At 64.2% G+C, this 21,879-nt stretch carries 24 protein-coding genes; 16 read left to right on the top strand and 8 right to left on the bottom strand.

Going from position 1 to position 21,879, the window contains the following annotated elements; all coding sequences use genetic code 11:
* The 5 genes from GGQ90_RS06435 to GGQ90_RS06415 form a co-directional block, all read right to left on the bottom strand.
* Entirely contained in the window at nt 1–369 is a 369-nt protein-coding gene (locus tag GGQ90_RS06435) for an XRE family transcriptional regulator (RefSeq protein WP_083258151.1), read from the bottom strand.
* Nucleotides 370–373: 4 nt separating this feature from the next.
* Nucleotides 374–739, bottom strand: a complete 366-nt coding sequence (locus GGQ90_RS06430) for a type II toxin-antitoxin system RelE/ParE family toxin (RefSeq protein WP_069612051.1) — start codon at nt 737–739, stop codon at nt 374–376.
* A gap of 43 nt (nt 740–782) precedes the next feature.
* Nucleotides 783–1,070 carry a thermonuclease family protein gene (locus GGQ90_RS06425; protein WP_223178114.1) on the bottom strand — a complete coding sequence of 96 codons (288 nt, stop codon included), beginning with the start codon at nt 1,068–1,070 and terminating at the stop codon, nt 783–785.
* Nucleotides 1,071–1,198: 128 nt separating this feature from the next.
* A complete protein-coding gene (locus GGQ90_RS06420) occupies nt 1,199–2,452 on the bottom strand; it encodes a tyrosine-type recombinase/integrase (protein WP_069612053.1) in 1,254 nt (417 codons plus the stop codon).
* Nucleotides 2,453–2,570: 118 nt separating this feature from the next.
* On the bottom strand, nt 2,571–3,197 hold the full coding sequence (locus GGQ90_RS06415; RefSeq protein ID WP_246428147.1) for a JAB domain-containing protein: 627 nt from the start codon (nt 3,195–3,197) through the stop codon (nt 2,571–2,573).
* A 152-nt stretch (nt 3,198–3,349) separates the two neighbouring features.
* Between GGQ90_RS06415 and GGQ90_RS06410 the strand changes: the two genes are divergently transcribed.
* From GGQ90_RS06410 to GGQ90_RS06375, 8 genes are all read left to right on the top strand, one after another.
* The gene (locus tag GGQ90_RS06410) at nt 3,350–6,589 is read left to right on the top strand and encodes an intermembrane phospholipid transport protein YdbH family protein (RefSeq protein WP_188081361.1); all 3,240 of its coding nucleotides are present in this window, start codon (nt 3,350–3,352) and stop codon (nt 6,587–6,589) included.
* Nucleotides 6,586–6,774, top strand: a complete 189-nt coding sequence (locus GGQ90_RS06405) for a YnbE family lipoprotein (RefSeq protein ID WP_004207396.1) — start codon at nt 6,586–6,588, stop codon at nt 6,772–6,774. Before GGQ90_RS06410 ends, GGQ90_RS06405 begins: the two co-directional genes overlap by 4 nt.
* Entirely contained in the window at nt 6,771–7,157 is a 387-nt protein-coding gene (locus GGQ90_RS06400) for a YdbL family probable chaperone protein (RefSeq protein WP_004207395.1), read from the top strand. The genes GGQ90_RS06405 and GGQ90_RS06400 overlap by 4 nt, the downstream gene beginning before the upstream one ends.
* Nucleotides 7,158–7,331: 174 nt before the next feature.
* Nucleotides 7,332–7,655 carry an AtpZ/AtpI family protein gene (locus GGQ90_RS06395; RefSeq protein WP_188081360.1) on the top strand — a complete coding sequence of 108 codons (324 nt, stop codon included), beginning with the start codon at nt 7,332–7,334 and terminating at the stop codon, nt 7,653–7,655.
* Nucleotides 7,656–7,701: 46 nt separating this feature from the next.
* Nucleotides 7,702–8,487 carry a F0F1 ATP synthase subunit A gene (locus GGQ90_RS06390; protein WP_188081359.1) on the top strand — a complete coding sequence of 262 codons (786 nt, stop codon included), beginning with the start codon at nt 7,702–7,704 and terminating at the stop codon, nt 8,485–8,487.
* Nucleotides 8,488–8,539: 52 nt separating this feature from the next.
* On the top strand, nt 8,540–8,767 hold the full coding sequence (locus GGQ90_RS06385; RefSeq protein ID WP_004207392.1) for a F0F1 ATP synthase subunit C: 228 nt from the start codon (nt 8,540–8,542) through the stop codon (nt 8,765–8,767).
* Nucleotides 8,768–8,833: 66 nt separating this feature from the next.
* On the top strand, nt 8,834–9,328 hold the full coding sequence (locus GGQ90_RS06380; RefSeq protein ID WP_188081358.1) for a F0F1 ATP synthase subunit B family protein: 495 nt from the start codon (nt 8,834–8,836) through the stop codon (nt 9,326–9,328).
* Nucleotides 9,321–9,935, top strand: a complete 615-nt coding sequence (locus GGQ90_RS06375; protein ID WP_188081357.1) for a F0F1 ATP synthase subunit B family protein — start codon at nt 9,321–9,323, stop codon at nt 9,933–9,935. Before GGQ90_RS06380 ends, GGQ90_RS06375 begins: the two co-directional genes overlap by 8 nt.
* Nucleotides 9,936–9,998: 63 nt before the next feature.
* On the opposite strand, the gene GGQ90_RS06370 is transcribed toward GGQ90_RS06375, so the two are convergent.
* Nucleotides 9,999–10,523, bottom strand: a complete 525-nt coding sequence (locus tag GGQ90_RS06370; protein WP_188081356.1) for a GNAT family N-acetyltransferase — start codon at nt 10,521–10,523, stop codon at nt 9,999–10,001.
* Nucleotides 10,524–10,627: 104 nt separating this feature from the next.
* A complete protein-coding gene (locus GGQ90_RS06365) occupies nt 10,628–11,680 on the bottom strand; it encodes an NAD(P)-dependent alcohol dehydrogenase (RefSeq protein WP_188081355.1) in 1,053 nt (350 codons plus the stop codon).
* Between the two features lie 245 nt (nt 11,681–11,925).
* Here GGQ90_RS06365 and uvrC point away from each other — a divergent pair, with 245 nt between their 5' ends.
* The 3 genes from uvrC (at nt 11,926) to GGQ90_RS06350 (ending at nt 15,766) form a co-directional block, all read left to right on the top strand.
* Nucleotides 11,926–13,839 (top strand): excinuclease ABC subunit UvrC, encoded by a 1,914-nt coding sequence (gene uvrC / locus GGQ90_RS06360; RefSeq protein WP_188081382.1) that lies wholly within the window; start codon nt 11,926–11,928, stop codon nt 13,837–13,839.
* Nucleotides 13,840–13,988: 149 nt separating this feature from the next.
* On the top strand, nt 13,989–14,243 hold the full coding sequence (locus GGQ90_RS06355) for a hypothetical protein (protein ID WP_246428146.1): 255 nt from the start codon (nt 13,989–13,991) through the stop codon (nt 14,241–14,243).
* A complete protein-coding gene (locus GGQ90_RS06350; RefSeq protein WP_188081354.1) occupies nt 14,240–15,766 on the top strand; it encodes a methyl-accepting chemotaxis protein in 1,527 nt (508 codons plus the stop codon). The genes GGQ90_RS06355 and GGQ90_RS06350 overlap by 4 nt, the downstream gene beginning before the upstream one ends.
* Here GGQ90_RS06350 and GGQ90_RS06345 read toward each other — a convergent pair.
* Nucleotides 15,763–16,650 (bottom strand): LysR family transcriptional regulator, encoded by an 888-nt coding sequence (locus tag GGQ90_RS06345; protein ID WP_188081353.1) that lies wholly within the window; start codon nt 16,648–16,650, stop codon nt 15,763–15,765. The two genes, GGQ90_RS06350 and GGQ90_RS06345, sit on opposite strands and share 4 nt — an antisense overlap.
* A 116-nt stretch (nt 16,651–16,766) precedes the next feature.
* Between GGQ90_RS06345 and scpC the strand changes: the two genes are divergently transcribed.
* The 5 genes from scpC to GGQ90_RS06320 all read left to right on the top strand — a co-directional run bounded on the left by scpC (nt 16,767) and on the right by GGQ90_RS06320 (nt 21,843).
* Nucleotides 16,767–18,284, top strand: coding sequence for a succinyl-CoA:acetate CoA-transferase ScpC (gene scpC / locus GGQ90_RS06340; RefSeq protein ID WP_188081352.1), 1,518 nt, complete (start codon nt 16,767–16,769; stop codon nt 18,282–18,284).
* Between the two features lie 140 nt (nt 18,285–18,424).
* Nucleotides 18,425–19,405, top strand: coding sequence for a TerC family protein (locus GGQ90_RS06335; protein ID WP_188081351.1), 981 nt, complete (start codon nt 18,425–18,427; stop codon nt 19,403–19,405).
* 38 nt (nt 19,406–19,443) lie between these two features.
* Nucleotides 19,444–20,178 carry a DNA repair protein RecO gene (gene recO / locus GGQ90_RS06330; protein ID WP_188081350.1) on the top strand — a complete coding sequence of 245 codons (735 nt, stop codon included), beginning with the start codon at nt 19,444–19,446 and terminating at the stop codon, nt 20,176–20,178.
* 120 nt (nt 20,179–20,298) lie between these two features.
* A complete protein-coding gene (leuB, locus tag GGQ90_RS06325) occupies nt 20,299–21,342 on the top strand; it encodes a 3-isopropylmalate dehydrogenase (RefSeq protein ID WP_188081349.1) in 1,044 nt (347 codons plus the stop codon).
* 84 nt (nt 21,343–21,426) lie between these two features.
* The gene (locus GGQ90_RS06320) at nt 21,427–21,843 is read left to right on the top strand and encodes a hypothetical protein (protein ID WP_188081348.1); all 417 of its coding nucleotides are present in this window, start codon (nt 21,427–21,429) and stop codon (nt 21,841–21,843) included.
* Nucleotides 21,844–21,879: the final 36 nt, after the last annotated feature.

The following is a 21,879-nucleotide window of genomic DNA, read 5'->3' as shown; positions in this document are numbered from 1 at the left end:
CTACCGCAAGCCAACGACCTTGCGCCGAGCGACGGTGGGCTTGCCGGCTGGCGCGGCGACATCACCGAGATGGTGGATCGTGAATGCCGGACGAGCCGGCAGCTTCACGGTTAGTTCCAGCTTTCCGCCTATCGCCTCGACATAGCTGCGAAGCGTCGAGAGATACATGTCCGCCTGCTTCTCAATCTTCGAGACCGAGGGCTGCTTGATGTTCAGCGCCGTCGCGATGTCGGCCTGAGCTTTGCCGGCGATCTGCCGCAGCTCGCGGAGGCCCTCGACCTCCTGCTTCAGCTCTTCGTAGCGCGCCTCGATCTGCTCCTGCTGGTCGCGGGGTAGGGAAGCGATGATTTCGTCCAGGCTCCGGCCCATCGGATCAGTCCTTCTTTGCGGATTTCAGGTTTTCCAGATGTGCGGAAAACCGGCTGTCCGCCTTTGCAATAAGCTGCTTGTAGAAGCGCTTCTGGCTGCCGCCCGATTTGTCGCCCGCGACGAGAAGGATGGCCTTCCGTTCGGGATCAAAAGCGAAGGCAGCACGCCATTCGCCATCGGCGGCCGAGAAACGCATCTCCTTCATGTTGGCGTGTTTCGAGCCTTTGAGCGTGTCGGCATAGGGCCGACCGAGTTGCGGGCCGTATTCGCCTAGCAGCTTCGCGACCGCCAGCAATTCGGTCTGGACCGCGCGCTCGAAAGCCAGAAACTCCGCCTCGAAGGCATCATGCAGTCTGACGTTCCAAGTCATATAGCCTCCAAGCTATGTGGAGTCAATGGTGAGTTGGATGGCATCAGTTGCCGCCCTCGGCTACGCCGGCCTGGCGTAGCAGGTCGCCAAGACTGGCCCCGCCGATGCGGCAGCGCGCGATTACGCGGTCAAAGGATCGGACACGGCCGCCGCGACCGCGCTCGGAGGTGCATACGACCTCACGCTGGAAAGCTAGGCGTTCGAGCACGGCCTTGGCCGCGGGACCGCCGGGGGTGTGCAACTCCGGCGCATTAAAATCGGCGAGGCGGACTTCAATCCACTCATGGGGATCCGCCGTTTGGCCGACACAGAAGCCGTCGCCGTCGCCCACATATCGAACGACGCCGGAAAACCGAACGCCAGCCCGCGTGGGGAGAGTGCCTTCGCACGGATCTGCGCGGGCCGGGGCGGCGTAGCAGAGTATGGCGGTAGCCGCGGCCAACACGAGAAGTCGACCGCTCACGCTGCCTTCTTCAAGGCGCCGTCGCCTTTCTTCTTTGCCAGCATCGCGCGGACGAACTTGTCCCACTTCGCCATGCCGGCCCGCTTCTCGGGCATGTAGTTCCAGCGGTCGTAGTTCTTGGAGCTGACGTCCTGAAGCGCGTGGTTCTGGAGACGGTCGCGGATTTCCTTGGACACGCCCGCCTTGCCCGCCAAGGTCTTGAAGGTGCGGCGGAGATCGCGGTTCGTCACATAGGGGATTACGCCGCGATCGCGCTGGCGCCACATGAACGAGTAAAGCGTGCCATGGCTGACCGGCTTCGACGGGTCCGTCGCGGATGGGAAGAACCAGCCATATTCGTTCACGTTGATGGCTTCGAGCAACTCGGCGGCAAGCGACGGCACAGGGACGGCATGCGGCTGAAGGTTCTTGGTCTTTGACCAGTCGATGATCCGCTCCTTTGCATCCCACTGGTCGATGTGGAGCCGAGCGATTTCCTGAACCCGCTGGCCGGTCAGCATGAGAATTCGGACGGCGCGGGTGTAGGGCGGGTGGATGGGCGTGTCGGGGCTTTCCAGCCAGCGATAGAGCCGGACGAACTCGTCCTCGTCGAGCCAGCGCGTGCCCTGGACCTTGGGTTCGGTCGGAATGCCTGTGGCCGGATTGAAGGGAATTCGGAAGCGGCGTGGCGAAGTGTTCCGATAGTCGTTGTCGGACTTCATGCCCCAGCCAAAGGCTGCGTGAATATAGCCGCGGACATGGTCAGCCATCGCCCGCGCGCCGCGATCGTAGATCGGTCGGATGACTTCGACGATCTCTTCGGGGTCGATCTCACGAGCGAGACGGTTGCGGCCAAGCGTGTCGGCGATCTTGTTCAGGCCTTTTTCCGTTTCCTTCCACGACGGCTTGCCTGCGCTCTTGAGCGAGGCGACATAGCCCTCGAACAGGTCGGCGACAGTTCCGGGCCGCGTATCGGTCGCGATCCTGATGCTCCGGCCTTTCTGGATGACGTCGGCGTAGTCGCGCTTGTAGATTTCGCGCGCCTCGGCGAGGGACATGGAAGGGTAGGCGCCGATCTTCTTCTTGGAGCGCTTGCCGTCACGCCATTGCTGCGCCATCCAGTCGGCGGTCACGCGTTTGGGCATCGGCTTCAGGACGAGGACGAGCCGCCCGGTCCCGCGCCCTTCGCCATCGGCGAGGTTTTCTTGCTTCTGGCTCGCTTCGACCCGCTTCAACGCATGTCGGATCGCGGTATCGGTCAGGCTTGGCATCACGTTTCCTCCTGTTCCGCAACTGGGATCGGTCAAGGAGAAACGGGGATCGTTTGCTGGGAGCGGAAAGCCGTTTCCTACCCCTTAAACCGCCCCCAATTTGCCAAAACCGCCCCCACTACGCAAGGCCAAAAACGCGCGAATTTCCTAGTGTTTCAGCGTGCTTGTGCGTGATCCAGCGTGATCGTTCTGACCGAGTGGGGTGGTTGTGGACCAGGATCAGCGCCGCCGATCCAAGCTCCATAGCCCGCTTGATGACTTCCCTAGTATATATAGCCGCCTGGTCGATCGATCCGTCGCCCATATTTTCATCCCGAATCAGCATGTTGCGGCTGTTAAGGTGCAGCACACGTACCCGTTCGACGTGGAGATGGGCCATGTCGGCGCGCAGATAGTCAAGCAGGGCCTGCCAACTGCCCAGCACTGGTCGATCGGCGACATCATTGCGCAGCATGCGCAGCGCGGTTGCCTGGACGATCTTGATCGCGGCGATGCTGGTGTCGCCCATGCCGGGCACCCGCGCGATCGCTTGCCAGTCGGCCGCCATCAACCCGCCGATTCCGCCGAACTCCCGTAATAATAGCCGCGCCAGCGGCTTGGTATCGCGGCGCGGGATGGCGAGAGCGAGCAGATATTCGATCAGTTCATGGTCGAGCAGCCCGTCGCCGCCTTCGGCCAGGCGCTGGCGCAGGCGGGCGCGATGACCTGTGCCGTCATGCCCCGCACGTTCGTCCTTTTCGGTCATGCTGGCGATCCCCCATTCCCCGGCGGATGAAAGCTATGCTTTGCGGATTTCGTGGGCAAGGCTATTTCAGGGGTGGATATTTCCAACGGGTCGGACGTTATGGATGCGTTACGGACCGGAAGTGCGAGCGAAAGTCGGGGTTGGCCAGGCAGATGGAAGACGAGAACGGCGAAGCCGAAATTCGCCGGGGCTGGCTGCGCTGGCTGGGTGTCGGGACGGGTTCGCTCGGCCTGGTGCTGGTCGCGCTTTGGACGCAGCGTGCGCCGATCGCCGAGAATTTCGTCAATCGCGAACTGAACCGGCGCGGGGTTCAGGCCAGTTATGATCTGACGCAGGTGGGCCTGCGCACCCAAAGGATCGAGAATGTCGTGCTGGGCGATCCGGTAAGGCCGGACCTGACCGCCCGCTGGGTGGAGGTCGACATCGCCTTTTCCGGCGTGACGCCGCAGGTGGCGGCGGTCCGCGCTGGCGGCGTGCGCATGCGCGGTGCCTATCGCGACGGCGTGCTGACGCTGGGCGAACTGGACAAGTTTCGCGATCCCGATTCGACCGCCCCCTTCGCCATGCCCGACCTGCTGCTCAACCTGCGCGACGCGCAGTTGCGGCTGGATACCGATGCGGGTGCAGTCGGTATGCAAATTGATGGCAATGGCAATCTGAAATCGGGTTTCCGCGGCAAGCTGGCCGCTGCCATGCCCCGGGCGCGGATGGCCGGCTGTGGCGTGGCCAAAGCGAGCGCTTGGCTTGATGTAGCGATGGTGGACGGCCGGCCGCATCTGCGCGGGCCTATCAAGGGTGATGCGCTGGCCTGCGCGGATATGGCGATGGCTGCGCCGACGGTCGAGATCGACCTGTGGCTGGGGCAGGGGCTCGACCGCTGGAATGGATCGGCCAAGCTGGCGGGCGAGGCGCTCAAGGCCCAGCGCATGCTGCTGGCGGCCCCCGCCGGTCAGGTCGATTTCGATGGCTCGGCCAAGGCCATGGCTGGCCGGGCGCGGATCGGCGCGCGCGCTTTTTCCGGTGTCGGTGTGCTGGCAGGGCCGGCCGAACTGGCTGGCGACTGGACGCTGCGTGGCGGTGATGCGACCTTCAGCGGCGATTTGACCGCGCGGAACAGCCGGATGGCCGGGCGCGATCCGCTGGCGGCATTGCGGACCTCGACGGCGGGTACGCCGGTGGCGCCGCTGGCCCTGCGGCTGGCGGATGCTGCACGACGGGCCGGGGAGGATAATCTGCTGCGGGCGCGGGTGGCGCTGGCGCAGAAGGGCGATGCCGGCAGCCTGGTGCTCACCGACACCGAATTTGCAGCGCGTAGCGGCGCGCAGGTGGCCGTGGCGCGGGACGGCCGGGTGACGTTGGCCTGGCCGGGCAAGGGTGGCGCGGCGATCGACTGGGCGCTGGACGGTGCCATCACGTCGCAGGGCGGGGGGCTGCCCAAGGCGGCGCTCCGATTGGCCCGGCGCGCGAGCGGCGGTTTTGGCGGGCAGTTGTTCATCGATCCCTATACGGCCGACGGCGCCCGACTGGCGTTCGAGCCTGTTCGATTCGTTGCGGGGCCGAAGGGCGATACGCGCTTCACGACGGCATTGCGGCTCGATGGGCCGCTGCCCGATGGCACCCTTCGCGGTCTTGGCCTGCCGATCGATGGCCGGCTTGCGCCAAATGGCGCGATCGCGATCAACGAGAATTGTGCGCCGCTGACGGTGCTGGAAGCGCGCTATGGCAGCTTCGCGCTGGGGCAGACCCGGCAGACGCTCTGCCCACTGCCCAATTCGGCGCTCTTCGCCATGGGGCCGGGCGGCATGAAGGGCGGTGCGGAGCTTCGCAATGTCGCACTGAGCGGGCGAAGCGGCGACAGCCCGATGCGGCTCAAGGCGGACAATGCGCGGCTGATATTGGGCCAGACCGGTTTCACCCTGGCCAATGCCGATTTCGCCATCGGCCCGGAGGATGCGCCGGTTCGCCTGTCCGCGACGAGCGTGACCGGTGCGGCGACGAAGGATGGCTTTGCCGGCGACATCAAGGGCGCGGGCGGACGGATCGGCACCGTGCCGCTGATCGTCGAACAGGGCGCGGGCGGCTGGGCCTTTGCCAAGGGGGCGCTGTCGCTCAAGGCGGCGATTCAGGTGCGCGATGCGCAGCCTTCGGTGCGCTTCAACCCGCTGTCTGTGCCTGACTTTGCTCTGGCGATGAAGGATGGCCGAATCACCGCGACCGGCACGCTGCAGGTGCCGGGCAAGGGTGCCACGGTGGCGCGCGCCGATATCGCGCACGACCTGGGCAGCGGGAAGGGGCATGCCGACCTGACCGTACCGGATCTGGGCTTTGGGCCGGGATTGCAGCCGGAGGAACTGACGCCGCTGACGCTCGGCGTGATCGCCAATGTCGCTGGCCGCGTGACCGGTGAGGGGCATATTCGCTGGACCGGTTCCGATGTCAGCAGCGATGGCATCTTCCGTACCGATCGGCTGGATCTGGCGGCGGCATTCGGCCCGGTAGAGGGGCTGTCGGGCGAAATTCGCTTCTCCGACTTGCTCAACATGGTGACGCCGACCGGGCAGGAGGCGCGAATCGCGCTGGTCAATCCGGGCGTCGAGGCACGCAATGGTACGGTGCGCTATCGATTGGGCGCCGGGCAGAAGGTGCATATTGAGGGCGGCGGCTTTCCTTTCTCGGGCGGCGAACTGGTGCTTCTGCCCACGACCATGGACTTTGGTGCCGATGTCGATCGCTATCTGACCTTCCGGGTCATCGGCCTCGACGCCGGTGCCTTCATCCAGGCGATGGACCTCAAGAATGTGTCGGCGACCGGCACGTTCGACGGCATCATGCCGTTGATCTTCAATGCGCAGGGCGGGCGGGTCGCCGGCGGCGTGCTGGTCGCGCGGCAACAAGGCATGGCGCCGCTGATCATGCCCGAGGGCGTGCTGCCGAGCATCCCGTGCGATCCCACCCGCCAGTCCGGCGTGCTGTCCTATGTGGGGCCGGTGTCGAATGAACAAGTCGGAGTTATGGGCAAGGTCGCCTTCGATGCGTTGAAGGATCTCCAGTATAAATGCCTCACCATCCTGATGGATGGCGCACTGGATGGCGAGATGGTGACCAATGTGGTGTTCAACGGCGTCAACCGGGGCCAATTGGGCGGTGCACCGCAGGGGATAGCGAAAAGCTTCGTTGGTCTGCCCTTCATCTTCAATGTGCGGATTGCCGCGCCTTTCCGCGGCCTGATGAAATCCGCCCAATCCTATGTCGACCCGTCGCAGGTGATCCGCGACCAGATTGGCGAGGATGCCCAGCAGAAGATGCGCGCACAAAGCGCGGCCGATCTGCAATCTGGTCTTGCGGTTCAGCCTGCGGCAAGCGAGACTGTGTCAAATACGGAGCCGAAATGAAGATAGCTGCAATCATGATGGCCGGTCTGGCCGCTTCGGCCCTGGGGGGATGCATCCAGGTCAAGGCGCCGGACAAGCCGATCGAGATCAATCTGAACGTGAAGGTCCAGCAGGAGGTCGTCGTCCGTCTGGAGAAGGACGCCAAGGATCTGATCAACAATAACCCGGAGTTGTTCCCGCAATGACACGCAAGTTCATGCTGGCCGCCGCTGTGCTGGGCGGCCTGGTTCTGGCCGGTGCCGCGCAGGCCCAGGGCGGCGCTGCCGCCGCGATCGCCGCCGGCACGGTGGGTGAACAGGCCGATGGCTATCTGGGCATCGCCGGCACGGTGGGCGCCGATGTGCGGGCCGAGGTCGAATCGATCAATATCAAGCGCCGCGCCGTTTATACCGATCTGGCCGGCAAGCGCGGCGTGACGGTGCAGGATGTTGCCGCTGCAACCGGTTGCCAGACGTTGAGCAGCCGGGTGAAGCCGGGGCAGGTCTATCGCGTCGGCGGTGGTGCCTGGCAGACCAAGGGCGCCGGGGCGATCTCTTTGCCGGCCTATTGCGCCACCGCAGGCCAGTAAAACAAGCGTGGCTGGCGGACTTTGACCGCCAGTTCGTCTGGGCAGGATAATCTCCTGCCCAAGTATAGTTGACTATCCGCAATCCCCTTTCTAAACGGGCCGCGCCTTGACGGGTGCAGCCGCAAGCGCCATGCCGCCTGCCATTGGGTTTCAACCTGGTGGAAGGGATTGGCAATGGTCGCGGGTGAACCCGGGCAGGACCCGGCGGGGGAAGATGCGCGTATTGCTTCATTGGAAGCAAGAATTGCGCAAGCGGAACATGCCGAACAGGTCAGACAGGGGACGAAGGTGCAACAGGCGGACGATGGTTCGCGTCTGGGCAACAGGGTTCTCGCAGAGCTGATCGGTGGTCTTGTCGGTGGTGCGTTGATCGGCTGGGTTCTCGACCGGCTGCTTGGCACATCCCCATGGCTCCTGCTCATCTTCCTCGGTCTCGGGATCGTGGCAGCGTTCAGGAACATCATCAGATTGACGACGACGAAGCGTTCCGATCAATAGGGGCGCTTTTGTCTTAGTCCGAATATTAGACGGTACAGGGGTCCACGTGGCAGAATCCGGCAAAATCGATCCGATGCATCAGTTTGCGATCGAACCGTTGTTCGGTACCGATCACCTGTCCATCGGCGGCTTCAACATCGCCTTCACCAACAGCGCGCTCTACATGGTCGCGGCTGCGGTGGTGCTGTGGATCTTCGTGATCGGCGGCATGAAGCGCGAACTGGTGCCTGGCCGTTGGCAGATGGCGGTCGAATATTTCACCGGCTTCATCAAGAATCTACTGATTTCGAACGTGGGTGAAGGCGGCAAGAAGTATATTCCCTACGTCTTCTCGCTGTTCATGTTCATCCTGCTGGCCAACCTTCTGGGTCTGTTGCCGCTGGGTCTGGTCGGCGTTCACCCCTTCACCTTCACCAGCCACTTCACCGCCACCGGCGTGCTGGCGATCATGAGCTTCTCGATCGTGCTGATCGTCGGCTTCTGGAAGCATGGGCTGCACTTCTTCTCTCTGTTCGTGCCGCATGGCACGCCCCTGCCGATGATCCCGGTCATTTTTCCGATCGAGCTGATCTCGTTCATGGTGCGTCCGTTCAGCCTGGGCCTGCGACTGTTCGTGGCGATGACCGCCGGACACGTGCTGCTCAAGGTGCTTGCCGGCTTCGTCATCAACAGCTCGAACGCTGGCCCCGGTTTCGGTCTGACCGTCGGTGCCGCCAGCTTCGTGCTGATGATCGGTATCAGCGCGCTCGAAGTGCTGGTCGCCGTGATCCAGGCCTATGTGTTCGCGCTGCTGACCTCGGTCTACATCAACGACGCCGAAAACCTGCACTGAGTTTTCGTACATTCTTCAACGTTTAATTGGTTTAGAAAAAGGAGTTTAGAACATGGACGCAGAAGCCGCAAAGCTGCTCGGTGCTGGCCTGGCCGCGATCGGTGCGGGCATTGCCGCCCTTGGTGTGGGCAATGTCTTCAGCTCGTTCCTCGAAGGCGCGCTGCGCAACCCGGGTGCCGCTGACGGCCAGCAGGGTCGCCTGTTCATCGGCTTCGCGGCCGCCGAACTTCTGGGTCTGCTGGCGTTCGTTATCGCCATGATCCTGGTCTTCGTGGCCTAATGATCGACGGGGCGGGCGGCTTGCCGCCTGCCCCTTGACGACCGCCCCCTATTCGGACGGAAAAAAATGCCTCAAATCGCGCAAATTGCCGATACCTATGCGTCCCAGATCTTCTGGCTGCTGCTGACGTTCGGCTTCGTCTTCTTCGTCATCGGCCGCGGCATGGTGCCCAAGGTGCAGGCGACGGCCGACGCGCGCGACGCGAAGATCACGGGTGATCTGGACGCCGCCAAGGCGGCTTTCGCCCGCGCCGACGAAGTGGAAGCGGACTATCGTGTTCGTGACGCCGAAAGCCGCACCGCCGTCCAGGCGACGCTGGCCAAGGCCAAGGCGGATGCCGCCAAGGCTTCGGAAGCGAAGCTGGCTGCCGCCGATGCGGAGATCCAGGTCAAGATCGGCGCTGCCGAAGCCCGGATCAAGGCCGCCACGGATGCCGCCATGGCACAGATTGAAACCGTCGCCGCCGATGCGGCGCGCGACATGGTCGCCCGTATTTCCGGCGTGGAAGCGTCGGACGAGGCGGCCCGCAACGCAGTAAAGGCGGCACTGGCTCATGGCTGAGGCAGCAGTAGAGCATAGCGAGGCGCAGGCCTCGCACCTCAATCAGGCGATCCATGCCGAAGGCATGGAGCCGGTGGGCACCGTGGCGCATGAAGGCGTCGCGCCACACACCGATCCCAAGGCGGTGGGCATGGACGCGACCGCCTGGGTCAGCCTGGCGATGCTGGCGTTCATCATCATCCTGCTGATCAAGAAGGTGCCCAGCCTGATCGGTGGCGTGCTGGATGGCCGGATCGCCCAGATCAAGGAACAGCTGGCCGAAGCATCGAAGCTTCGTGCCGAAGCCGAAGCGCTCAAGGGCGAATATGAAGCCAAGCTGGCCGCTGCGGCCGGCGAAGCCGACGCCATGCGCAAGTCGGCCGAGCATGAAGCCGAAACGCTTCTGTCCGACGCCAAGGTGCAGGCTGCTGATCTGGTCGCCCGTCGCCAGAAGATGGCGGAAGACAAGATCGGTGCGGCCGAGCGCAGCGCACTGGCCGACATTCGTGCCAAGGCGGTGAAGGCCGCTACGGGCGCCGCCGCTGCCCTGATTGCCGAAGGCCATGATGCCAAGGCGGACAAGGCGCTGGTCGATGATGCGATCAAGGGGCTTGGCCCGGTCGCCTGATCGAAACAGGCAGAATTAGCAAAAGGGTCGGCACCGAAAGGCGCCGGCCCTTTTTGTTTGGGTTCAGGCCGGCGCGCTGTCGCGCCATTCGGACCGCAGCATCCGCATGATCGCGGTATCCCATCGCGCATCGCCGACCCGGACCGAGGACAGGCGGATGCCTTCGGTCACGAAGCCCAGCCGCTCATAGCTGCGGATGGCGGGCCGATTCCAGGCATAGACATTGAGTTCCAGCCGCTCGACGGCGTCGAAGGCAAAGGCGCTGGCGATCGCAAGGCGCAGCATCGGAACCGCCAGGCTCTGGCCCCGCGCATCGGGCGCGATCGCGACCCGGCCCAGCGTAGCATTGCCGTTGCGCCAGTCGAAGGCGATCTGGACATGGCCGACAAGCTGACCGTCGACCTGCGCCATCCAGCACAGGCGTGTGGGCGGATCACTGCGTCCTTCGTCCAGCATCGCCGCCATCTGCTCGCCGGACAGTGGGAAATGGACATAGGGCCCGCCCCACTGAACGACGTCGGCTTCGCTGCCGAACCAGCCGGGCAGGATGGGGAAATGATCGGGGGTGAAGGGAAGGAGGGCCAGCATCAGGTCGGGATAGAGCGGTGGCTGGCGAACGCCACGGCCGATTGCGGCAAAGTGGCGCCATATAGGGAAAAGGGCGACCTTTCGGCCGCCCTTCCTTGATGCGATCAGGCCGCCAGCGTGGCGTTGTCGATCACGAAGCGATATTTGACGTCGCTCTTCTGCATGCGGGCATAGGCGTCTTCGATATCCTGGATGCGGATCATCTCGATATCGGCGACGATGCCCTTCTCGGCGCAGAAATCGAGCATCTCCTGCGTCTCGGCGATGCCGCCAATCAGTGAGCCGGCGATGCTGCGGCGCTTGAAGATCAGCGCGCCGACATTGGGCGAGGGGTGGGCATGCTCGGGCACGCCGACCAGGGTCAATGTCCCGTCGCGCTTCAGCAGGGTCGTGAAGGCATCGAGATTATGGCTGGCTGCGACCGTGTTCAGGATGAAGTCGAAGCTGTTGGCATGGGCCTGCATCTCTTCGGCATTCCGCGAAACGACGACTTCGTCGGCGCCGAGGTCCAGCGCATCTTGGCGCTTGGATTCCGAAGTGGTGAAGGCCACAACCTTGGCACCCATGGCATGGGCCAGCTTGATGCCCATATGGCCCAGGCCGCCAATGCCGACGATGCCGACCTTCTGTCCCGGCCCGACCTTCCAGTGGCGCAACGGCGACCAGGTGGTGATGCCGGCGCACAGCAGCGGTGCGACTGCGGCGAGCTGGTCGGCGGGGTGGCTGATCTTCAGGACGAACTTGTCCTTCACCACGATATTCTGAGAATAGCCGCCCAGCGTGTGGCCCGGCGCATCGTCGGTCTTGCCATTATAGGTGCCGACAAAGCCATTCTCGCAATATTGCTCCAGCCCTTCGTCGCAGGATGCGCAGCCCTGGCAACTGTCGACCATGCAGCCCACGCCGACCGTGTCGCCGACCTTGAAGGCGCTGACATGATCGCCGACGGCGGTCACATGGCCGACGATCTCATGGCCGGGAACGCAGGGGTAGAGGGTGCCGTCCCATTCGGAACGGACCTGGTGCAGGTCCGAATGGCAGACGCCGCAATAGGCGATATCGATCGCGACATCATGCGGACCGACGGCGCGGCGTTCGATGTCGAGAGCTTCGAGCGGCTTGTCGGCGGCGTTGGCGCCATAGGCTTTGGTGGCCATGGGGAAGTTGTCCCTTTGCTTGAGGTTCGCGGTGTGTGGGCAATGGATGCCCCTCCGCTGCTATTCTTGGATGGGCGCGGGCCAGGGGATGACCTGCGCCTGTCCAACATAGGAAGTCGACAGGCTGTTGATTAGGTCGGCTTTCGTCAAGACAGCCATGAATGACAGTCATGAATGCTGCCCTTGGCCGTGCTTTGTTCCATCCTGCCATTGCGATCCGCGCCGGTGCCGCTATCTCTGCGGCCATGTCGCAGCCGCAATCCCCCGACCGTTTCAACGAAGACAAGGCGACCTATACCGTCACCGGCAGCCAACCCGACATCGATGCGGGCGTGGATGCGATCCGTACGACGCTCAAGACGCTGCCGATCCGTCCCGGCGTCTATCGGATGCACGATGCGCGCGGCGATGTCCTTTATGTCGGCAAGGCGCGGGCGCTCAAGAATCGGGTCGCCAATTATACCCAGGTCGATCGCCTGCCCAACCGGCTACGGCGCATGGTGGCGCAGACGCGCAGCATGACCATCGTCACCACCAACAGCGAAGCCGAAGCGCTGCTGCTGGAGGCGCAACTCATCAAGCGCTATCGCCCGCCCTATAATGTCCTGCTGCGCGACGACAAAAGCTTCCCCTTCATCCTGCTGCGCGAGGATCATGATTTTCCCCGCGTGCAGAAGCATCGCGGCGCGCGCAAATATAAGGGGCGTTATTATGGGCCCTTCGCCAGCGCCGGATCGGTGACGCGGACCATCAACGCGCTGCAGAAGCTATTCCTGCTGCGCAGCTGCACCGACAGCTTCTTTGCCAATCGCTCACGGCCTTGCCTCCTTTATCAAATCAAGCGCTGTTCGGCGCCTTGCGTCGATCGTATCGATCCGGCGGGCTATGCCGAACTGGTGCAGGACGCCCAGGATTTCCTGGGCGGCAAGTCGACCGCTGTGCAGCAGAAGCTGGGCGCGGCAATGGAGACGGCGGCCGAGGCGCTGGATTTCGAACAGGCGGCGGTGATCCGCGACCGGCTGAAGGCGCTGACCTTCATTCAGGGGGCGCAGGCGATCAATGCCGAGGGGCTGGGCGATGCGGACATCTTCGGGCTGGCGGAGAAGGGCGGATCGATGTGCATCCAGGCCTTCTTCATTCGGGGCGGCCAGAATTGGGGCCATCGCAGCTTCTTTCCGGTCCACACCAATGATGTGGCGACCGAAGAGGTGCTGGAAAGCTTCATGGCACAATTTTACGAGGAAGTGCCGCCGCCCAAGCTGATCCTGACCGATCGTGAGCCGGCGGAGTGCGAACTGATGGCATTAGCGCTGAGCGAAAGGCTGGGCAGCAAGGTGCGGATCGAGGTGCCCCAGCGCGGCGATCGGACGCGCCTGATCAAGCAGGCGCAGCGCAATGCGGTGGAGGCGCTCGACCGGCGTCTGGCCGAGACCACGACCCAGGCCAAGATATTGGACGAGATGGTCGAGGCATTCGGGCTGGAAGGCGTGCCCGACCGGATCGAAATCTATGACAACAGCCATATCCAGGGCGCCCATGCGCTGGGGGCCATGGTGGTCGCCGGGCCGGAGGGCTTCCGCAAGAACGCCTATCGCAAGTTCAACATGAAGAACCCCGAAATCTCAAACGACGATTTCGCGATGATGCGCGAGATGTTCGAGCGGCGCTTCGGCCGGGCGGCACGCGAAGATCCGGATCGCGATGGTGGTGAATGGCCCGATCTGGTGCTGATCGACGGCGGCAAGGGGCAATTGTCGGCGGCGCGGGCGATGCTGGAGGATATGGGCATCGAAGATGTCTGCATGATCGGCATCGCCAAGGGGCCGCATCATGGCCGCGACGGGCGCGAGGTATTCCATCTGATGGACGGTCGGGAGGTGAGTCTCCCGATCAACCATCCAGTGCTGTTCTATATGCAGCGCCTGCGCGATGAAGCGCATCGCTTTGCCATCGGTGCGCATCGGGCGAAGCGCAGCAAGGCGATCACCGTGTCGTCGCTGGACGAGGTGCCGGGTATCGGTCCGGCCCGGAAAAAGGCCCTTTTGATGCATTTCGGCACCGCGCGGGCGGTGCGGGACGCCGCGCTGGAGGATTTGCAGCGGGCACCCGGCGTGTCGAAGGCGGTTGCCCAGCAAGTCTATGATTATTTCCATGGTTGAAAAATGTGACGTTGCCGCAATGATTTTTGCTGGCTCATAAGTGTCGCGTTAACGATTGATGGTGATGTTTCCCCGGCCGATGGGCGGGGGAGACAAGAGTGGGGAACAGGTGGGGGCTTGCGGCTGCGCAATTGGCGACAGTCGGTTTTATGATGCTGGCGGGCGTTTTCGCGCCGCCGGCGCGTGGCGACATGCTCGCCATTCCCCTGACCACGGCCAGCGCCCATGGACTGGCGGCCGGATTGATCGCGGTCGGCGCGATCCCGGTCGGCAAGGGGCAGTTTGATGGTGCATTGGTGGTGCGCGGCGATCGCGAACGCCTGGCCTGGCCAATGATCGCCCGCGGCGTTCTGCTGCTGGCAGCGCCCGATTTCCTCTGCGTTGGCCAGGGAGGCCGGGCATGAACGTCGAACGCCCGATGGAAACCATCCGCCTGGCCGGCGCGCGCATGCTGATGTGGCTGTTCTGGCTGAATGTGCCTGCACTGATGCTGATCGGCTGGTTGCTGAAGTCTCCCGATGCGGAGGTCGGCGCGCTGGCCGCCGCGCTGTTGGCGCTGTTGCCGACCATGATGGTCCGGCGCCGTGACATTTCGGCGCCGGCGCGCATGACCCTGGCGGTGACATCGGTGGCGATCCCGGCGCTCTATGTATTCCTGCTGCGCGGTCATGCCTGGCAGATGGACATGCATATGGGCTTTTTCGCGGCGCTGGCGGCGCAGACCGTGCTGCTCGACCGACGGGCACTGTTGGTCGCGGCCGGCGTGACGGCGCTCCATCATCTGATCCTTAACTATAGCTATCCGGCCTGGGTGTTTGCCAGTGAGGGCGATCTGCCGCGCGTGTTGGTGCATGCGCTGGTGGTTGTGATCCAGACCCTGATGCTGTGGTGGATCGTGTCGTTGCTGACCCAGACCATCCGCCTGCAGACCGAGGAGCGGCAGCGGAGCGAAGGTCTGCGCAAGGAAGCCGACGCGGCGAAGGAGCGGGCGGAAGTCGCGCTGGCCGAACTGGAACGGGCGCAGACGATCGCTACCCGGCAGCGCGGGATCGAGGAAGCTGCGCGGCGGGCCGAGGAAGCGACCGAGCGGCGTCGGCTGGTCGCCGATGCGCTGGAAGCACGGCTGGGTGCGGTGGTCGGCGATCTGGGGCAACTGGCCGGGCAATTGTCGGCCAGCAAGCAATGGCTGTTCGATCTGCTCGACCATACGACCCAGCGTTCGGCCGAATTGCGCAAGGCCCATGCCCGCGCCGACGGCGACGTCCGCGCGGTGGCGCAGGATACGGAAAAGCTGGCGACATCGATCAGTGGGGTGGGTGGCAGTGCCAGCCACACCCGCGACCATGCGCTGCGCGGCGCCATGGCGACCCGCGCGCTGACGCCGGAGGTCGACATCCTGTCGGCGACGGTCGATTCCGCGAGTTCGATCGTCGCGCTGATTTCCCAGATCGCGGCGCAGAGCCGGACCCTGTCGCTCAATGCCGGGATCGAGGCGGCGCGCAGCGGCAGCGAGGTGCGCGGCTTTGCCGTGGTGGCATCGGAGATGAAGAGCCTGGCGGCGCAGACGGCCGAGGCGACCCGCCAGATCGACATCTATCTGCAGGATATTCGCCGCGCGGCCGACAGCGTGTCGGGCGCGATCGATGTCGCGACCCAATCGGCCGACACGATCGACCGGTCGACCGCCGGCATCGTCGATGATGTGGCGGAGCAGATACGCGCCACCGGCGAGATCGCGGCGGCGACCGAGGAGATGGCGCGCCATATCGCCGAAGCAGCATCCCAGGCTGAAGCGCTCAGCCTGGCCCTGGCGGAGGCGCAATCGGCCATGGGCGAGACTGATGCGGCGGCCACCGCCTTGTCCAGCCGTTCCCAGGAATTGCAGGAAACGGTGCGTAACGTGCTGGAAGAACTGCGCGCGGCTTAGCGCTGCAGCGGATCGCCGGGAAAGTTCGCCTTCAGGAAATCGAGCACCAGCCTGGCCCGCGCGGGCAGGCGCTTGAGGGCAGGATGTACCGCCAAAATGTCGATCGGGTCGATCTGGCTGGCGGGAAGGACGCGCGCAAGCCGGCCCGCCTCCAGATCGTCCGCGACCCGCACGGCGGGCAGCATCGCGATGCCAAGCCCGGCAAGCGCGGCGCGATGCACGGCCTCGCTATTGTCGCTGCGGAAGGGGCCACTGATCAACTGGTCACGACCATCCACCGTCCATTTGGCCGGCAGGTCGCCATAGCCATAGGCGATGCAGCGATGGCTGGGCAGGTCGTCGGCGTTGGCGGGCAGCCCATGGCGCGCGACATAGTCGGGATGGGCGACCAGCATGCGGGGCAGGGCGCCCAGCCGATGCACGACCAGCATATCGTCCCCGACCGGGCCGACGCGCAGGGCCAGATCGAGCCGGTCCTGGACCAGATCGCGCTGCCAGTCGGTCATTGCCATGTCGATCCGGAGGCCGGGATGCTGGTCGCTGAGCCTGCTCAGCAAGCCGAGATAATAAAGGCCCAGCGCCGTCGTGACGCCAATCCGCACCGTCCCGCTGACATCGCCCTGAATCGGGCGCAATTCCTGTTCGGCCACGTCCAGCGCGTCGACCAAAGTGCGGGCATGGACCAGCAACTGGTCGGCTTCCGGCGTCGGGACCAGCCGACGCGTGGTGCGATGAAACAGCACGGTACCAAAATGGGCTTCCACCTGGTCGAGCCGTCGGGCTATGGTGGTGTGGCTGGCATGCATTTCGGCGGCGACGCGCGTGAAACTGGGTTTTTCGCAGAGCCGTATGAAGGTGCGAATGGAAAGCAGCAGGTCGCTCATTTGAACATGTCCTGCACAGATATTGTGCCGGGAATCCCTATTGTGCGGCGAACGGAAAAGCCAGACCTAAGCGCCGACACAAGAACGTCAGTCAGACATTTTTTGGAGACGAGAGGATGGCATCGGATCGTATCGGGCATGCGGGTTTTGCGGCAAAAAGGCGCAGCGCGCAGGACGCCGCTGCCCTGATCGCCGACGGCATGGCCGTGGGCATGAGCGGCTTTACCGGATCGGGCTATCCCAAGGCGGTGCCGCTGGCGCTGGCAGATCGCATCACTGCCGCTCATTCGGCCGGCGATCCTTTCCGGGTGAAGGTATGGACTGGCGCCTCGACCGGGCCGGAACTCGATGGTGCGCTGGCCAAGGCTGACGGCGTTGAATTTCGCCTCCCCTATAATAGCGACCCGATCGCCCGCGAGCGGATCAACCGTGGTGAGATGCAATATTTCGACATGCATCTGAGCCAGGTCGCGCCGATGGCGTGGCAGGGGTTCCTGGGTGAACTGGATGTCGCCGTGGTCGAAGTCACCGGCATCACCCCCGACGGCCTGCTGATCCCGTCCGCCTCGGTCGGTAACAACAAGACCTGGCTCGATCGCGCCAAGGGCATCATCCTGGAGGTCAACAGCTGGCAGAATGCCGCGCTCGAGGGGATGCATGACATTTATTACGGCACGGCGCTGCCGCCGAGCCGCGTGCCGATCCCGCTGACCCGGGCCGACGATCGCATCGGCGAACCCTATTTCCGGGTCGATCCGGACAAGGTTCTGGCGGTGGTCGAAACCGACTCGCCCGATCGCAACGCCCCTTTCACCCCGCCCGATGACAGTGCGCGGGCGATCGCCGGCCATCTGCTCGAATTCCTCGGCCATGAAGTGAAGATGGGCCGCATCCCGGCGTCGCTGCTGCCGCTCCAGTCGGGCGTCGGCAATATTGCGAATGCGGTGCTGACCGGCCTCATCGACGCGCCGTTCGACAATATGGTCTCCTATACGGAGGTGATCCAGGACGGCATGCTCGACCTGCTGGAATCCGGTAAGCTGCGCATGGCGAGCGCGACCGCCTTCTCGCTCAGCCCGGAGGCGGCGACGCGCCTGAACGCCGACATGGCCCGGTTCCGCAACAAAATGATCCTGCGCCCGCAGGAAATCAGCAACCATCCCGAACTGGTTCGCCGCCTGGGCTGCATCGCCATGAATGGCCTCATCGAGGCGGACATCTATGGCAATGTGAACTCCACCCACGTCATGGGATCGCGCATTCAGAACGGTATCGGCGGATCGGGCGACTTTGCCCGCAACGCCTATCTGTCGATCTTCATGACGCCCTCGACCGCCAAGCAGGGCAAGATTTCGGCGATCGTGCCGCATGCCAGCCATGTCGACCATATCAATCAGGATGTGCAGGTGATCGTCACCGAACAGGGGCTGGCCGACCTGCGGGGTCTGGCGCCGCGCCAGCGGGCGGACCTGATCATCAACAATTGCGCGCATCCTGACTATCGCCCGATGCTGAAGGACTATTTCGCCCGTGCCATGAAAGGCAGCTATGGCCTTCAATCGCCGATGCTGCCGGCCGAGGCCTTTGCCTGGCACCAGCGCTTCATCGACACCGGCTCGATGATGCCCGGCTGATCATTAGCAGCCCGGTGCAGCCTGACCTGCGCCGGGCCGTGATCATTGCTGTTCGATTGCCGCTTTCCGACATATTTCCGCTGAGGGAACCGGGAGCCATGCCGTCCGCTTGACCTGCATATTCGCAGCACGGACTTGTCATGGATTTTCTGACGACCGACTTTCTCAACAAGCCCATCTGGATGTGGGCGCTCTTCCTGACGATCATCATCGCGCTGCTGGCGTTGGATCTGGGCGTGTTGCATCGCAAGCAGCGCGAGATCGGCGTGCGCGAAAGCGTGAAGCTGGCCGGCTTCTACATCGCCATCGGTTTGGCGTTCGGCGGCTGGATCGCCTGGCAGATGGGGCAGGAGGCGGCGGTTGCCTATCTCACTGGCTTCGTCGTCGAAAAATCGCTGGCGCTCGACAATGTCTTCGTCATCGCGATGATCTTCTCCTTCTTCCATGTGCCACGCCGCTATCAGCATGAGGTGCTGTTCTGGGGCATCATCGGCGTCATCGTCCTGCGCGCGATCATGATCGGGCTGGGCGCGGCGCTGGTTCAGAATGTCTCCTGGGCGCTCTATCTCTTCGCGGCGATCCTGATCTTCACCGGCATCCGCATGCTGTGGACCGTGGGCAAGGAACAGACGATGGAGGGCAACCGGCTGCTCGGTTTCCTGCGCCGTCACATGCGCGTGACCGATCGGGTGGAGGGCGATCATTTCTTCGTGCGCCAGCCGGCCGAGCCGGGCGGAAAGCCGTTGCTCCATGCGACGCCGCTGTTCCTGGCGCTGGTGATGATCGAGATTGCCGACGTCATCTTCGCGGTGGACTCGGTGCCGGCGATCTTCGCCATCACCACCGATCCCTATCTGGTCTATACCTCCAACATCTTCGCGATCCTGGGGCTGCGCGCGCTCTATTTCGCGCTGGCGGCGGCGGTCCACCGCTTCCATTATCTCAAATATGCGCTGTCGGTGGTGCTGATCTTCATCGGCGCCAAGATCTTCCTGGCCGACGCGCTGGGGCTGGAGAAGATCCCGCCGCTCTTTTCCTTGCTGGTGACGGCCGGAGTGTTGGGCGCGGGTATCGGCCTGTCGCTGTGGCGCACCCGTGGCGAGGCGCAGCCGCAACATTAGATTTGGCACGGATGCCGGATCGTCGATAGGAAGGCGCCATGCCCGTCCTCATCACATCCGGCATCGTCTGCGCGCTGCGCGCCCATGGCGAACATGGCGCGGTCGCGCGGCTGCTGACACCCGACCATGGGCTGGTCGCGGGCTATGTGCGCGGCGGGCGGTCGCGGGGGCTGCGTCCGGTCCTGCTGCCGGGCAATGCCGTGAAGGCCGAGTTTCGCGCCCGGACGGAGGATCAACTGGCGAGCCTGACCGTCGAACTGGAGCATAGCCGCGCGCCCCTGCTGGGCGAGCCATTGCCGGCGGCGGCGATCGACTGGGCCTGCGCGCTGACGGCAGCGGCGCTGCCGGAGGGGACGCCCTATCCGACGCTCTACGAAGCGCTGGACGGCGTGCTCGGTGCGGTCGAGGCGGCGCCGGCGGCGCGGGGCTGGGCGGCGGCTCTGGTCCGCTATGAATTGCTGCTGCTCGCCGAACTCGGCTTCGGCCTCGACCTCAGCCGCTGCGCGGCCACTGGAATTGCCGACGAGCTGGCCTTTGTCAGCCCGCGCAGCGCGGCGGCGGTCAGCCGGGCAGGGGCGGAGGGCTATGAGGCGCGCCTGCTGCCGCTCCCGCCTTTCCTGTTGCAGGGCGGAGCTGGCGACTGGCCGCAGATCATGGATGGGTTGCGTCTGACCGGCTTCTTCCTGGAGCGTTCGGTGTTGACTGAAAGGCGGGCCGATGTGCTGGCTGCGCGCGAAAGACTGGTCGACCGGCTGAAAAGAGCGGTTGCGTAACGCGCGCAGTTTTTGCAAGGGCGGGCGTGCCGTTTCCGCATTCTCCGTTCGCCTGCCGGGCAGCGGCGGCCATTTTCTTTCGCGGAACCGTGCCGGCAGAGATTTAGAAAGAGGTTTCCCATGTTGATCGCCCTGTTCCCTGGAGATGGTATCGGCCCCGAGATCGTCGCGCAGGCGAAGCGCGTGCTGGATGCGCTGGCGATCGATGGCCTCACCTATGAAGAGGGGCTGGTAGGCGGTGCGGCCTACAAGGCGGTCGGCCATCCGCTGCCGCCCGAGACGCTGGACATCGCCAAGCGCGCCGACGCGATCCTGTTCGGCGCGGTCGGAGATCCCGATTGCGACTCGCTGGAACGCCATCTGCGTCCGGAACAGGCGATCCTGGGCCTCCGCAAGGAACTGGGCCTCTTCTCGAACCTGCGCCCGGCCAAGGTCTTCCCCGAACTGGCGCATGAAAGCGCGCTCAAGCCCGAAGTGGCCGGCTCAATCGACCTGCTGATCGTGCGCGAGACCAATGGCGACGTCTATTTCGGCGAGAAAGGCTTTCGCACCACCGCCGACGGCCTGCGCGAAGGCTATGACATCATGTCCTATAACGAAGCCGAGGTGCGCCGCATCGCCCATGCCGGCTTCCAGGCGGCGCGCGCGCGTCGCGGCAAGCTCTGCTCGGTCGACAAGGCCAATGTGCTGGAAACCAGCCAACTGTGGCGCGACGTGGTGATCGAGGTGTCGGCCGAATATCCCGACGTCGCCCTGACCCACATGTATGTCGACAATGCCGCGATGCAATTGGTGCGCAATCCCGGCCAGTTCGACGTCATCGTCACCGGCAATCTGTTTGGCGATATTCTTTCGGACCAAGCGAGCATGTGCGTCGGCTCCATCGGCATGCTGGCGTCGGCGACGCTCAACGGCAGCGGCCAGGGCCTTTATGAGCCGATCCATGGCTCGGCGCCCGACATTGCCGGCCAGGGCAAGGCCAATCCCCTGGCGACAATCCTGTCGGCGGCGATGATGTTGCGTTACTCGCTGAACCTGTCCGACCCGGCCGACCGGATCGAGGCGGCGGTGGCCAAGGCGCTGGCCGACGGCGCCCGCTCGCCGGATCTGGGCGGCACGATGAACACGGTGGAGATGGGCGACGCGGTCCTCGCGGCGCTCTGATCAGGCTCGGTTCGTCGCATTTGCGTGACGCGAACGTAAAGTTTCTTCGTTCCTGGTCGATATGAGCGAGGAATGGGGACGCAAATGCCGACTGACTTGATTGAAGACCATCATGCCCTGCGGGGCATGATGCGGGATTTTGCCAGCATGATGGACGATGACGTCCGTGACATGGCGCTGCTGACCCGCTGGCGCATCCGCTTCGCCCAGCTGTTCCGCGACCATATGGGGCGTGAGGATATGCTGGCGCGCGGCCTGCGCCAGGGGGCGCTGGCTGTCGAGGCCGAGCCGGTGGTGCATCAGCATGGCCGAACCATGGTGGCCCTGTTCCTGCGCTACAGCGACCATATCAAGCAATGGACCCCGGCCCAGATCACCGCGGACTGGAGCAATTACAAGCGGGCCACATTGGCGCTGCAGGATATGCTTTACGACCATATGGAATGGGAAGAGGCGCATCTGCACCCGCTGATCGAGGGCAGGGTGCGGAGGGCCGCCTAAGGGGCCAATTCGCGCATATCGGTCCTGTTGGCGGCT

This window comes from Sphingobium scionense (assembly GCF_014197035.1).
Taxonomy (GTDB): Bacteria; Pseudomonadota; Alphaproteobacteria; order Sphingomonadales; family Sphingomonadaceae; genus Sphingobium; species Sphingobium scionense.
The sequence above is the reverse complement of the archived record's forward strand: the minus strand, read 5'-3'. Positions and strand labels throughout refer to the sequence as shown.